The 13,355-nt window shown below is 70.8% G+C and carries 11 protein-coding genes; 4 read left to right on the plus strand and 7 right to left on the minus strand.

Annotation, left to right across the window (positions count from 1 at the left end; genetic code table 11):
- Positions 1 to 33: 33 nt before the first annotated feature.
- Positions 34 to 2,232 (minus strand): (Fe-S)-binding protein, encoded by a 2,199-nt coding sequence (locus PSH03_RS00005; protein WP_238687999.1) that lies wholly within the window; start codon positions 2,230 to 2,232, stop codon positions 34 to 36.
- Between the two features lie 206 nt (positions 2,233 to 2,438).
- Positions 2,439 to 2,705: a cell division protein CrgA gene (locus PSH03_RS00010; RefSeq protein WP_238687884.1), complete on the minus strand. Its 267-nt coding sequence runs from the start codon at positions 2,703 to 2,705 to the stop codon at positions 2,439 to 2,441.
- Positions 2,706 to 2,926: 221 nt separating this feature from the next.
- On the opposite strand from PSH03_RS00010, the gene PSH03_RS00015 reads away from it, so the two are divergent.
- The 4 genes from PSH03_RS00015 to PSH03_RS00030 are packed head-to-tail and all read left to right on the plus strand — an operon-like array spanning position 2,927 to position 6,363.
- Positions 2,927 to 3,727, plus strand: a complete 801-nt coding sequence (locus tag PSH03_RS00015; RefSeq protein WP_210783069.1) for a DUF881 domain-containing protein — start codon at positions 2,927 to 2,929, stop codon at positions 3,725 to 3,727.
- Positions 3,724 to 5,424: a class E sortase gene (locus tag PSH03_RS00020; protein WP_238687885.1), complete on the plus strand. Its 1,701-nt coding sequence runs from the start codon at positions 3,724 to 3,726 to the stop codon at positions 5,422 to 5,424. Before PSH03_RS00015 ends, PSH03_RS00020 begins: the two co-directional genes overlap by 4 nt.
- A gap of 4 nt (positions 5,425 to 5,428) precedes the next feature.
- Positions 5,429 to 5,710, plus strand: coding sequence for a hypothetical protein (locus PSH03_RS00025; protein ID WP_238687886.1), 282 nt, complete (start codon positions 5,429 to 5,431; stop codon positions 5,708 to 5,710).
- A 2-nt stretch (positions 5,711 to 5,712) separates the two neighbouring features.
- On the plus strand, positions 5,713 to 6,363 hold the full coding sequence (locus PSH03_RS00030) for an aminodeoxychorismate/anthranilate synthase component II (RefSeq protein WP_238687887.1): 651 nt from the start codon (positions 5,713 to 5,715) through the stop codon (positions 6,361 to 6,363).
- Between the two features lie 53 nt (positions 6,364 to 6,416).
- On the opposite strand, the gene PSH03_RS00035 is transcribed toward PSH03_RS00030, so the two are convergent.
- From PSH03_RS00035 to PSH03_RS00055, 5 genes are all read right to left on the minus strand, one after another.
- Positions 6,417 to 7,049, minus strand: coding sequence for a SanA/YdcF family protein (locus tag PSH03_RS00035; RefSeq protein ID WP_238687888.1), 633 nt, complete (start codon positions 7,047 to 7,049; stop codon positions 6,417 to 6,419).
- An 82-nt stretch (positions 7,050 to 7,131) separates the two neighbouring features.
- Complete coding sequence (pknB, locus tag PSH03_RS00040) at positions 7,132 to 8,949, minus strand: Stk1 family PASTA domain-containing Ser/Thr kinase (protein ID WP_210783079.1); 1,818 nt, start codon at positions 8,947 to 8,949, stop codon at positions 7,132 to 7,134.
- Positions 8,946 to 10,355 (minus strand): serine/threonine-protein kinase, encoded by a 1,410-nt coding sequence (locus PSH03_RS00045; RefSeq protein WP_238687889.1) that lies wholly within the window; start codon positions 10,353 to 10,355, stop codon positions 8,946 to 8,948. The genes pknB and PSH03_RS00045 overlap by 4 nt, the downstream gene beginning before the upstream one ends.
- Before the next feature lies 1 nt (position 10,356).
- The gene (locus PSH03_RS00050; protein ID WP_238687890.1) at positions 10,357 to 11,862 is read right to left on the minus strand and encodes a peptidoglycan D,D-transpeptidase FtsI family protein; all 1,506 of its coding nucleotides are present in this window, start codon (positions 11,860 to 11,862) and stop codon (positions 10,357 to 10,359) included.
- Entirely contained in the window at positions 11,859 to 13,352 is a 1,494-nt protein-coding gene (locus PSH03_RS00055; RefSeq protein WP_210783085.1) for an FtsW/RodA/SpoVE family cell cycle protein, read from the minus strand. The genes PSH03_RS00050 and PSH03_RS00055 overlap by 4 nt, the downstream gene beginning before the upstream one ends.
- Positions 13,353 to 13,355: the final 3 nt, after the last annotated feature.

The following is a 13,355-nucleotide window of genomic DNA, read 5'->3' on the forward strand; positions in this document are numbered from 1 at the left end:
GCCGTCGATGAACAAATCCCAGGGGTACGCGTCTCAGCCGCCGATCGGCGCGGTCTCCTTGCCGCCCTGCGGCTGCTCGGGCTTGACCGAGCGGAGCAGCACGCTGGCCACGTCGATCACCTCGACCTGTTCGCCGGCGCCCTTGCCGTTGACCCCGTCGCTGAGCATGGTCGAGCAGAACGGGCAGCCGACCGCTACCGTCTTCGCCCCGGTGGCCATGGCCTCCTCGACGCGGTCCACGTTGATCCGCTTGCCGATCTTCTCCTCCATCCACATCCGGGCGCCGCCAGCACCGCAGCAGAAGGAGCGTTCGCTGTTCCGCGGCATCTCGGTCAGGTCGCCCGCGATGGCGTCGCCGAGGACCTCCCGGGGGGCCGCGAAGACGCGGTTGTGCCGACCCAGGTAGCAGGGGTCGTGGTAGGTGACGCCGCCGTCGACCGGCTGCACCGGCGTGAGCTTGCCGGTGGCGACCAGGTGCGCGAGCAGTTGGGTGTGGTGGACCACCTCGAACTCGCCGCCGAGCTGCCCGTACTCGTTGCCCAGCGTGTTGAAGCAGTGCGGGCAGGTCGCGACGATCTTGCGCTTGGCCTTGTCCCGGCCCTCGAACGCCTCGTTCAGCGTCTCCACGTTCTGCTGGGCGAGCATCTGGAAGACGAACTCGTTGCCGATCCGTCGTGCCGGGTCGCCGGAGCACGTTTCGCCCTCGCCCAGGATCGCGAACTTCACGCCCGCCTCGTTGAGCAGCGTGGCCACCGCGCGGGTGGTCTTCTTGGCCCGGTCCTCGAACGCGCCGGCGCAGCCGACCCAGAACAGGTACTCGAAGTCGTCCACCTCGCCGACCCGGGGCACCTCGAAGTCCAGGCCCTTGGTCCAGTCCTCGCGGGTGTTCTGCGGGGCGCCCCACGGGTTGCCCTTGTTCTCCAGGTTGCGCAGCATCACGCCGGCCTCGGAGGGGAAGCTCGACTCGATCAGCACCTGGTAGCGGCGCATGTCGACGATGTGGTCGACGTGTTCGATGTCCACCGGGCACTGCTCGACGCAGGCGCCGCAGGTGGTGCAGGACCAGAGCACGTCCGGGTCGATGACACCGCCCTCCTCGGCGGTGCCGATCAACGGCTTGTCGGCCTCTGCGAGGGCCAGCACGTCCAGGTGGGCCAGCTGCGCCTGGGTGGCCTTCTCCTCGCCGGTCAGGTCCTTGCCGCCGCCGGCCAGCAGGTAGGGCGCCTTCGCGTACGCGTGGTCGCGCAGGCTCAGGATGAGCAGCTTGGGCGACAGGGGCTTGCCGGTGTTCCAGGCAGGGCACTGCGACTGGCAGCGACCGCACTCGGTGCAGGTGCTGAAGTCGAGGAGGCCCTTCCAGCTGAACTGCTCGACGTGGGCGACGCCGAACTGGTCCTTCTCCGGGTCCGCCTCCTCGAAGTCGAGCGGCTTGCCCTGGCTCGTCATCGGGCGCAGCGCGCCGAGACCGGAGCCGGCCGGCTTGGCCGGCTCCCGCTTGAAGAAGATGTTGGGGAACGCCAGGAAACGGTGCCAGGCGACGCCCATCGTGACGTTCAGGGAGATGACGATCAGCCACGTCATCGAAATAATGATCTTGGTGGCCGCGGCGACGCTGACGCCGTCCGCCCAGTCGGGCAGCACCGCACCGACCGCGTGGCTGACCGGGGTGGCCCAGAACGGGAACTCGAAGTGGTCGGTGGCGACCTTGAAGCCCCGGATCACGAAGCCGAAGATCAGGACCAGCAGCACGATCCACTCGACAAAGTAGCCCTGCCACATGGTCGAGCCGGTGAACCGGGACCGCCCGCCCGGGCGGGTCGGCCGGTTGCGCAGCCGGATCGCCATCAGCACCAGGATGCCGACCAGACTCAGCACCCCGATGATCTCGGTGACCAGACCGAAGATCGTCCAGTGCCCGATGATCGGCAGACCGCCGTCGGTGGTGCCCACCTCGAAGTACGCCTCGAGCACCAGCAGCGACAGCACGACGAAGCCGACCATCACGAACCAGTGCGCGGCGCCCACCACGCCCCACTTGAGCATTCGGGTGTGGCCGGCCGTCTCCACCAGCATCGTCCTGGCGCGGGCGACCTTGTCGGAGAACCGCTCCGGCGCGGGTTGCCCGAGCCGGATGACTGCCACCATCTTCAGGACCGCACGCACCGCAAGCCACACCGCCACGGCGGTGATGGCGACCGCGAGGATCGTGGTGACGATCTGGACGCTGCCCATCGAGTTGGCCTCCCCGGTCTGCTGCCTGATGACCTCGCTCTGCTCGGTCATGCAGTGCAGCCTACGCGAAGGTTACCCAGCGGTAACGTGAGTCATCTCGCAGTAGGCCGCGCTGCCTGCGCACACCATAGGGGGCCCCACCCGATCCTGCTGGGCAGGGGCTCGACGGGGTGACGTGGGACCGCCGACGCGACGGTCTGCTCGGATCAGCGCCAGCGAGAGAGCAACGCCAGCGAGGCGACCATCGCACCGAAGCCGACGGCGAGGTTCCAGTAACCCCACGCCATGACCGGGTACTCCTGCTCGGACAGGTAGTAGAGCACCAGCCAGCCGATCCCGACGACGATCAAGGCGACCGCGGTGATCGGCAACCACACCGGGCTAGGCTTGCGCGACGACGACGACGCCGTCGTCGGACGGACGTCCGTCGGCGGGGTGTACACCTTCTTCTTACGGACCTGAGACTTGGGCACGGCGCTCTCCAGAGGGGTGACGACCTCGTCCGGCCTGACAACCGGGCGCGGGGGCGACGGTCCATGGCCAATAATGTTCGAGAGCTAGCGTAGTCCCGATTGGCCGCCTGGACCACGAATGGGGTCAGGCCGGTGCACGGAGTGACCGAAAGAGGCGGGACTGTTCGCATCACCGGCCCAGCCGGCACGGACCGATCCCCGACACGCGGAAGGAACGCTCGGTGGAGTACACATCCGGCGCAACCTCCTGGCAGAAGGTCCTCCGACGGGCTGCCGCCGGGCTGCTGCCCCGGCGACCGCGCCAACGCCGTCCGGGCTGGTCGATCGGGGTGCCCCTGATCGCCGCGGCGGCCGGGTTGCTCTTCACCACCACCGCGACCACCGCGGGCGGCACCGCTCTCCGGGAGGACCGGCGCCCCCAGCTCAACCAGCTCATCGAGGACCGCCGCGAACAGGTCGCCGCCAGCGAGCGCCGCGCCGCCACGCTGCGCGGCGAGGTCGAGCAACGGACCAACACACTCGCCGGGTCGGACGCCCCGATCAAGGCTCAGCAGAATCGCGCCCAGGGCAGCGTCCAGGACGCCGGGTTCACCGCCCTCAGCGGGCCCGGGGTCACAGTCGAGCTGAACGATGCGCCCCAGCTCGACCAGACGCAGTCGGACGCCAGCAACGACGACCTGGTGGTGCATCAGGGAGACGTACAGGCGGTGGTCAACGCGCTCTGGGCCGGCGGAGCCGAGGCCATGTCAATCATGAATGTCCGCGTGCTCACCACCAGCGCGGTACGCTGCGTCGGTAACACCCTGCTACTGCACGGCCGGGTGTACTCCCCACCGTTCAAGATCGTAGCGATCGGCGATCCCGCTGCCCTCCAGCAGGCCCTCGCCAGCTCTCAGGGAGTCCGGTTGTTCAAGGACGCGGTCGACGACTACCAGCTTGGCTACAACGAGACGGTCTCCACGGTGCGAGTTCCCGCATTCGAGGATTCCACCGCCCTACGCTCGGCTACGGTGCCCAAGTGAGCGGGCCGGACGAGCGACGCGACGGGCGACACCGGGACCAGACCGACGAGCCGACCGCCTTCCTGCCCAAGTTCGACCGGCCCGAGTCGGCACCGGACCGACCGACCCCGGCCATCAACTGGCCCGAGCCGGTGCTGCAGCCGCCACGAGCCGGGCAGCCGCCACGAACCCAGCAGCCGCCGAGCGCCGAGCAGCCGCCGCCGAGCGCCATTCGACCCGAGCCGACCGGGACCCCGGGCCGCCCGGGTGCCGAAGCGCCGCCGCCCTGGCCGGGCAGCGCGGCTGCCGGGCCGAGCTCGCACGGCGGCGCCGGAGTTCCCCCCGCGAGCACCGCCGGCCGACCGACCGCCAGCAACCAGGGCCCGGTTCGGCCCGCTGCCCCCGGCAACGCCCCGACCCGGCCCCCCGCCCCCAGCGCCGCGTCCACCCGACCGACAGCGCCCGGCGCCGGACCGACCCGCCCGCCGTCCACCGGCAACCCACCAGGTGTCGCACCGACGCGCCCGGCCACGCCCGGCGGGATGCCGATGCCGACCCGACCGGCGGCCTCCGGCACGCCGAGCCGGCCTGTCTCCTCCGGGCCCTCGACGCCGCCGCTGGCCGACTCGCCGACCGCGTACATTCCGCAGGTCACCGCCCGTCCCGGCCGACCCACCGGCTCTCCGGCCACCCCGGTCTCCCCGGCCGCCCCCGAGCGCGTCGCAGCGGCCGGGCCGGAAGGCTTCCCGCCGACCGGGCCGGGCCGGGTCCCGCCGAGCGCTGGCGGGGATCGCGGCGCCGACCCGGCCGCCACCGCGTTGATTCCGGCAGTGCCCACCACTCCTGCCACCAGGCCGCCGACAATGGACTCGACCGCGTTGATGGGTGCCGTCCCTCGCACCGCCGTCCCGGACGAGCCGACCGGCGCCAACCCCGCCGACCCTCCCCAACCCCGACGCGGCGAGCGGGTGGTGCAACTCCGGCCGCACCAGACCGGCGACGGCTACAAGAGCGTCTACTCCGAGCTGACCCGCCCGTCGTTCGGCTCGCGACTGCGCACCGGCGTCCGCGTCTCCGGCGAAATCCTGATCACCTTCGGTCTGGTGGTCCTGCTATTCGCCGGCTACGAGGTCTGGGGCAAGTCGGCCATCGTCGACGCCCACCAGAACGACCTCAACAACCAGTTGGCCCAGGAGTGGGGCCCGACCGACGACCCGACGGTGGCCCCGTCGGTCGGCCCGAGCGTCAAGCCGTCCCCGCCGGTACGCGGAAAGCCGCTCGCGGGCCTCTACATCCCCAAGCTCGACAAGAACTGGGTCGTCGTCGAGGGCGTCACTCAGCAGGACATCCGCTTCGCCCCCGGCCACTACCCGACCAGTGCGCTCCCCGGCCAGGTGGGCAACTTCTCCGTCGCCGGCCACCGCAACCGGGCCACCTTCTGGCGGTTGGACGAGCTGAATGAGGGCGACCCGATAGTGGTCGAGAGCAAGACCGACTGGTACGTCTACCGGGTGTCGCAGTCCCGGATCGTCCGGCCGACCCAGGTCGAGGTGGTGGCGCCGGTGCCCGGTGAACCGGACAAGAAGGCGACCAAGCGGATGCTCACCCTCACCACCTGCAACCCGAAGTTCGACAACTACCAGCGCCTGATCATCCACGCCGAGCTGGACCGCACCCAACCCAAGTCAGCGGGCCGCCCGGCGGAGCTGGGAGGCTGACCCGATGTACGCGTTCATCTGGCGCAAGCTGCCGTTCGGCGTGGTCGGAAAGTTGACCGGCTCGGTGCTCCTGGTGGCTGCCACTGTGGCCCTGCTGTGGTACGTCGCCTTCCCGTGGGCCGAACCCCTGCTGCCCTTCGACGACGTGCAGGTCGAGTCCGGCGTACCCGCCGAGACGGGTGGCGGCGGCGACCCGGTGACGGGGGAGACGCCGGCCGGCGACGAGCACGAGCTGCCGTACGACACCGATCAGAACAACCCCGCGCCCCCCTCCCCGAGCAGGTGACCATGCGCGTCCTGGTGATCGACAACTACGACTCGTTCGTCTTCAACCTGGTGCAGTACCTGGGCCAGCTCGGCGTGGACTGCGAGGTCCGCCGCAACGACGAGATCGACGTCGCCGAGGTGGGCACTGTTGGCGCCGACGGCATCCTGCTGTCACCAGGGCCGGGCAGCCCGGACCGGGCCGGCATCTGCCTCGACGTCATCCGGGAGTACGCGGGCCAACTACCGATCTTCGGTGTCTGCCTCGGCCATCAGGCGATCGGCGAAGCCTTCGGGGCGACAGTGACACGCGCCCCCGAGCTGCTGCACGGCAAGACCTCCGAGGTACGACACCACTCGGTCGGCGTACTCGCCGGTCTGCCCGACCCGTTCACCGCCACCCGGTACCACTCGCTCGCCGTGCTGCCCGAGACACTCCCGGACGAGCTGGAGGTCACCGGCTGGACCGGATCCGGCGTGGTGATGGCGATGCGGCACCGGACGCTGCCCATCGAGGGTGTCCAGTTCCACCCGGAGTCGGTGCTCACCGAGGGCGGTCACCTGATGCTGGCCAACTGGCTGGCCAGTTGCGGTCACCGCGAGGCGCTGGAGCGCGCGCCCGCGCTGGCCGCCGAGGTGGACGCCCGCCGTCGGGCGGCCTTCGCCACCGCCTGAGGCCGGACGTCAGAGCACGGTCACCGGATCATCGGGACCCCGCACCGGCCGGGTCAGCCCCGCAGCGCGTCCTCGACCGCGGAACTCACGGGCGAACGCACCGCAGGCGGTCGGTCGCGTACCGCGTCCCAGGCCGCCTTGCCACTGGCGAAGTAGTCCCGAACCGACTTCTCGGCGAGCAGGGCGGCGCCGCAGCCGTCGCAGCGGGCGGTCACCCCGTCGACATCGACGCCGAGCTGCCGGCACAGCGTCACCGCCCGGGACAGGTGGTACGACTGGGTGACGATCAGGGCCCGCTCGACGCCGTACACCTCGCGCGCTCTCGCGCAACTGTCGTAGGTGTCCAGGCCGAACGGGTCGGCCACCACCCGACGCCTCTCGACGCCGCGCTCGGCGAGGTACGTCGTCATCACCGCCGGCTCGTCGCCGGACGCGCCACCGCCGTCGCCCGACACCAGGACTACCTTGGCCCGCCCGCTGTTCACCAGCTCGGCGGCGGTGTCCAGGCGGCCGGCGAGACGGTCACCCGGCCGCTGCCGATCGGCCGCCACCTCGGTGCCGAGCACGATCACCACGTCGGCGGCCGGCGCGTCGGCAGCGGTGTACAGGTGGCCGTGTGCGGCGAGCGTCGTCCACAGCCACGGGGAACTGGCGAGCACCAGCACGACGAGGCCCGAGACGGCCACGCGGCGAAGGCGGCGAGGCCACCGCCGTATCGGCCCGGCCCGGGACGCTTCCGTCTCCGTCATGCCGATGCCCGCGGGTGGCCTAGTCCTGGGGCCGGCCCGGCGCGGGTGGGAACGGCAGACCGATGCCGCCCCCGCTGCCGGGAGGGGTCGGCGTGCCCGTCGGCGTGGTCGTCGGCGTGACCGTCGGCGTCGGGTCGGTCTCCGGCTCGGGAATACCAATCTCGATGGTGACCGTCTTGTTCCTGGCCAGTTCGGTGCCCCCCACCGGGTTCTGCTTCTGGACCCGACCGGCCTGATCGGCCGGCACCTCTTCACCATCGCGGAACTGGACCTTGTAACCCGCCTCGCGGAGTTCCTCGGCGGCCTCGTCCCGGGTGGAGTTGATCACGTTGGGCACCTTGTTGACGTTGCCCCGGGAGATCTCGACGACGACCTTGCTGTCCTGCGCCACGGTCGTCCCCGACGGCGGAGTCACCTTGGTGACAATCCCCTCCTGAGCGGGGTTGTCGACCTTCTTCTCCTCGACCGTCAACCCCAGACCCTCAAGTTGGGTCTTCACGTTCTCGATCTGGGAGTTGACCAGGCCAGGGGGGATCTTCACATCCGGCTTGCCGTCGCAAATCTGGATGGTCACCGTGTCCGCCTGCTTCAGCCGGGTGCCCGGCGCAGGACTCTGCTTCGCGATGGTGTTTTTGGTGCAGTCATTTGCCAGGACGGGGTCGCCTACCTGCGGCTTGAAACCGAGATTGTTGATCTCGGTGATCGCCGCCTCCCGGGTCTTACCGGTGAGGGTGGGCACCGACTTCAGGTCCTCGTCCTGCTGCATGTTCCAGAGCAGGGCGGCGACCAGGGCGATCACTGCCAGCACGCCGACCGCGCTGAACGTAGCGATCAGCCAGGAGGACGCCTTGCGCTGACGCGGGTCGCCCACCCGGGCCGGGATCTGCCCGGTCTGCGGCCCACGGCCGGAAGGCGGATAGCCGCCCCCACCGCCGGCCGGGGCCATCGCCACCGTCTCCGCCTCGCGCAGCACCGGGGTGGCCAGCACGGGCCGGCCGGCGGCGGCGCGGAGCAGGTCGGCCCGCATCTCGCCAGCGCTCTGGTAGCGGTTCAGCGGGTTCTTCGACAGCGCCTTGAGCACGATCGCGTCGACGGCCGGGGTGACGTCCGGGTTGATGTCGCTCGGCGTCGGCGGCGTCTCCCGTACGTGCTGGTACGCGACGCTGACCGGGCTGTCCCCGACGAACGGCGGGTGCCCGCAGACCAGCTCGAAGAGCACGCAGCCGCCCGCGTACACGTCGGAGCGGGCGTCGACGGCCTCGCCGCGCGCCTGCTCCGGGGAAAGATACTGGGCAGTGCCGATGACCGCGCTGGTCTGGGTCATGGTGGTCGCACCGCTGGCCAGCGCCCGGGCGATGCCGAAGTCCATCACCTTGACCTGGCCGGTCTGGGTGAGCATCACGTTGCCGGGCTTGATGTCCCGGTGGATGATCCCGTGCCGGTGGCTGAACTCCAGTGCCGCGCACATGTCGGCGCAGATCTCCAGCGCACGGCGCGGTTGCAGTCGGCCCTCGGCGCCGAGGACCTCCTTCAAGGTCCGCCCGTTGACGAACTCCATGACGATGAACGGCAGCGTCTCACCGGTCGGCGCGGTCTCCTCGCCGGTGTCGTAGACCGCCACGATGGCCGGGTGGTTGAGCGAGGCGGCGTTCTGCGCCTCCCGGCGGAACCGCATCTGGAACGTCGCGTCCCGGGCGAGGTCGGTGCGGAGCATCTTGATCGCGACGTCCCGACCGAGCCGGAGATCGCGACCACGGTGCACCTCGGCCATGCCGCCATAGCCGAGCAGCTCGCCGACCTGGTACCTGCCACCGAGCAGGCGGGCCTGCGCTGTCATCGCGTCTGTCGTCCTTCGCTCGTCGTCGTCCCGCCGTTGCCCGGCTGGAGTCGTACCTCTCGACGGTACGACGTCCGGGTCGGATCGTCGCGCCCGTCGAGTCGTAGCGCGCCGGACGCCACGGTGCGCGGCGCCAGCCCGGCCGATGCACCGGCCTGCGACTGCTTCCGTAGGTTGTAGGAAATCACGCCAGAGCAGAGCAGGACCAGCACGGCCAGCAGGATGGCGAGAAGCACCATTCCCGGCCGGGACCGCTGGGGCTGGGGTGCCGGCGTCGCCGGGCCGGCCTGCCGGACGTACGCCGGCTGGTGTTCCTGCCGGGGCGGCCCGGACGGCACTGCTGCCGCACCGCGCGGGTAGCCGTTGGGTGCGCCCTGCGGCCGGACGGGCTGGACGGCCGGCGCGACGGCGGTGGGGCGTGGCTGTTGGGCGGGTGCGATAGCTGTCGGCCTCGCTCCGGCCACCTGCGGGCGGGCAGTCGGCGGACGCATCTGGTGCGCCTGCGGCACCTGGGCCCGACCGGGCGCGGCGGGTGAGGCGGGCGCTGCGGAGACCGGCCCGGAGTTGGCGCCGGCCCGGGCCTGCTGGGAGAGCGCTGCCTTGAGCTGACGGGCGACCCCGGCGAGTGCGGCGGCGCTGGGCCAGCGGGCGGCCGGGTCCTTGGCCAACGCCCGTTCGACGAGGGCGCGCACCTGCGGAGGGATGTCGGCCGGCAGTGGCCGGGGCGTCTCCCGGACGTGCCGCATCGCGATGTCGAGGGGGTTGTCGCCCTCGAACGGCCGCCGACCGGCCAGGCACTGGTAGGCGACCACGCCGAGGGCGTACACGTCGGACGCCGGGGTGGCCACGCCGCCGGTGGCCTGCTCCGGCGAGATGTACGAGGCGGTGCCGAGCACCGAGCCGGCGGCGGTGAGCTGGCCGACCATGTCGGAGCGGGCGATGCCGAAGTCGGTGAGCACCAGCGTGCCGTTCGGCCGGACCAGCAGGTTGCCCGGCTTCACGTCGCGGTGCACGATGCCCTTCTCGTGCGCGGCGTGCAGTGCGTCGGCGGCCTGCGCGACGAGGGCCATCGTCCGGGCCGGGGTGAGCCGGCCGACCCGGCTCAACGTGGACGACAGGGCGTCACCCTCGACGTACTCCATGACCAGGAAGGCGATCTGCTGGTCGTTGCCGAAGTCGTAGACGTCCACCACGCCGGGATGGTTGATGGTGGCCATGGTGCGGGCCTCGCCGCGGAACCGCTCACCGAAGTCCGGGTCGTCGAGCAGGGCGGGGAGCAGGCTCTTCACCGCGACTGTCCGGCCGAGCACCTGATCGGTGCCGCGCCAGACGTCGCCCATGCCGCCGCTGGCGATCCGCTCGTCGAGACGGTAGCGGTTGCCGAGCTGCACGCCGGGGCTGAGCATGTCAGCGACCCCCTGGGTCGGCGATGGCGGCCTTCATGATCTGACCGGCGATCCGAGCCGCCTCGGCGCTACCACCGGGGCCGGCCTGCTCCAGCATCACGCAGACCGCGGAGACCGGGTTGCCGTTCTTGTCGAGGGCGAAGCCGATGAACCAGCCGTGGTCGGGCCGATCCGGGGCGGACTGGGCGGTGCCGGTCTTGCCGCCGACCGTGTAGCCGCTGATCGCGGCACTCTTGCCGGTGCCGTTCCGGACCACGCTGACCATCATCTCGCGCAGGTCGGTGGCGACCTGCGGCTCGACGGGCTGACGCAGCTCCCGCGCCTTCGCTGTGTAGTAGCTGGTGGTCCGGTCCGGAGCGAGCAGCTGCCGCACCAGGTACGGCCGCATCTGACTGCCGTTGTTGGCGACCGCGCTGGCGATCATCGCGCCTTCCAGCGGGGTCATCCGGACGTTGTTCTGACCGATCGAGGACTGGGCCAGCGCGGCCGGGTCCGTGCTGCCGTCCGGGTTCTGGATGTCCCCGGTCCGGCTTGCCGCCGTAGGCAGGCCGCCCTCGCCGAGCTGGCCGACGGTCAGGTCCTCCTGCTCGAAGCCGAACTGCCGGGCCTTCTCCTTGACGATGTCGGCGCCGAGTCGCACGCCGAGCTGCGCGAAGCCGGTGTTGCACGACTCGGTTACCGCCTTCAGCAGGGTGACCTGTCGCTCGGGGCAGATCGAGGCGGCGGCGTTACGGATTGGCTCGCCGGAGGTCGGCGGGGTCCAGCTGGGACCGGCCGGGATCTGGGTGGTCTTGGTGACGCCGTTCTCCAGCGCCGCCGCGGCCACCACGATCTTGAAGGTGGAGCCCGGCGGCAGCGTCTCGGCCAGCGCGCGGTTCTTCAGCGGTTCGGCCGGGTCCTTCTCCAGCTTGTTGTACGCCGCGGTTGCCTGGTTGGTGTCGTGGCTGGCCAGCGGGTTCGGGTCGAAGCTCGGCATGGAGACCAGCGCCTGGATGGCGCCGGTACGCGGGTCGACGGCGATCGCCGCGCCCCGCTTCGCGCCCACCTCGTTGTTGCCCAGCTGGTCGTACGCCACGTCCTGGGCCCGCTTGGAGAGCGTGAGCAGCACGTTGCCGCCGCCGGTGTCGTCGCCGGTGAACATGTCCTTCAACCGGTCGCCGATCAGCTGGTCGCTGGTGCCGGCCAGGAAGTCGTTCTCCACCTGCTCGATGCCCTGGTCGGCCAGGTTGACCGGCTTGTAGCCGAGCACGTGGGCGTACTTGGGGCCACCCGGGTAGGAGCGCTGGAACTTCAGCTTGCCGGTGGTCTCCTTGCTGGTGGCCAGGGCGGTGCCGCCGGCCTCGATGTTGCCGCGCTTGCGCTTGTAGTCGGCGACCTGGACCCGACCGTTGTAGTCGCTGGTGCGGTATTCGTCGGCCTTCTGGAACTGAATCCAGTTGAGGTTCGCGAAGAGCAGGCCGAACAGGACCATGACGACGACGCCGACACGGCGCAGCGGTGCGTTCACGGCTTGATCACCTCCGTGGGAGCACCGTGCAGCTGCTCGGGTGGGCCACCGCTGGGTCGGACCGCCTTGCCCCCGCTGCCCCCGGTCACCGGTCGGCGGGCGCCGTCGGAGACTCGCAGCAGCACCGCGATGAGCAGCCAGTTGGCCATCAGCGACGACCCGCCGGCGGACAGGAACGGGGTGGTCTGACCGGTCAGCGGGATGAGCTTGCTGATCCCACCGACGATCACGAAGACCTGGAGGCCGAGGGTGAACGCCAGACCGCCGGCGAGCAGCTTGCCGAACGAGTCCCGTACCGCGAGCGCGGCGCGCAACCCGCGCTCCACGATCAGCAGGTAGACGACAAGCAGCGCGGAGAGGCCGAAGAGGCCGATCTCCTCACCGATGCCGGCGAAGATGAAGTCGTTCTGCACCTCGGGCAGGATGTCCGGCTGACCGCCGCCCGGCCCCGCGCCGAAGAGCCCGCCCGTGCCCAGGGCGAGCAGGCCCTGCACGAGTTGGTAGCCCTTGTCGGTCGGGTCGGCGAACGGGTCGAGCCAGATCTCCGCCCGCACGTAGAAGTTGGCGAACGGCCCGCCGACAGTCGAGCCGAGGACATAGGCGAGGTACGCGCCGCCGAAGAACAGGACCAGGCCGATCAGCAGCCAGCTGACCCGTTCGGTGGCGATGTAGAGCGTCACCACGAACATGCCGAAGTAGAGCAGCGAGGTGCCCAGGTCCTTCTCGAAGACCAGCACCAGGACGCTGATCAGCCAGACGCCGACCACCGGCCCGAGGTCGCGGCCACGCGGGAAGTCGATGCCGAGGAAGCGCCGGCTGGCCAGCGACAGCACCTCACGCTTGCGTACCAGGTAGTAGGCAAAGAAGACCAGCAGCGCCAGCTTGGCGAACTCACCCGGCTGGATGGAGAAGCTGCCGACCCGGACCCAGAGCTTCGCGCCGTTGATCTCGGAGATGCTCGACGGCAGCACCGCCGGGATCATCACCAGCACGATGCCGGCCAACCCCAGGGTGTACGCGTACCGCGAGATCGACCGGTGGTCTCGCATGATCACGAGCAGGCCGGCGGCGAGGATCACCGCACCGAGCGTCCAGGCCAGCTGACGCCCGCCCTGCCCCGCGAAGACGGCCAGGCTCTCCCGCTCGGTCACCGGGGCATCGCCCAGGTCGATCCGGCGCAGGAAGCCCACCCCGAGCCCGTTGAGCAGGGCCACCGCCGGCAGCAGCGCCGGATCGGCGAACGGGGCCAGGAACCGGATGACCAGGTGCAGGCCGAGGAAGACCGCGCCGAGCGCGGCGGCCGGCATCCAGAAGTCCGGGGTGACCGTGTCCAGCAGGTTCGCCTCGACGGTCGCCCCGTACGCGGCCACCAGCACCATCGCGAGCAACAGCAGGTACAGCTCGGCGTTGCGGCGCGACCGCGCCAGGCGTACGCCGGATTGCTCGCCCGCGGTGGCGGGCGAGGGTGCCGGTGTGGCCGCTACGGTCACGGG

Origin of the sequence: Micromonospora salmantinae (genome assembly GCF_022230905.1) — a bacterium.
GTDB lineage: Bacteria > Actinomycetota > Actinomycetes > Mycobacteriales > Micromonosporaceae > Micromonospora > Micromonospora salmantinae.

What these genes read in the sequence shown, in the direction of transcription:
- PSH03_RS00025 (WP_238687886.1), top strand. Translation starts at nt 5,429, where the DNA reads ATGTACGCGTTCATCTGGCGCAAGCTGCCGTTCGGCGTGGTCGGAAAG.
- PSH03_RS00005 (WP_238687999.1), bottom strand. Translation starts at nt 2,232, where the DNA reads ATGGGCAGCGTCCAGATCGTCACCACGATCCTCGCGGTCGCCATCACC.
- PSH03_RS00030 (WP_238687887.1), top strand. Translation starts at nt 5,713, where the DNA reads ATGCGCGTCCTGGTGATCGACAACTACGACTCGTTCGTCTTCAACCTG.
- PSH03_RS00045 (WP_238687889.1), bottom strand. Translation starts at nt 10,355, where the DNA reads ATGCTCAGCCCCGGCGTGCAGCTCGGCAACCGCTACCGTCTCGACGAG.
- pknB (WP_210783079.1), bottom strand. Translation starts at nt 8,949, where the DNA reads ATGACAGCGCAGGCCCGCCTGCTCGGTGGCAGGTACCAGGTCGGCGAG.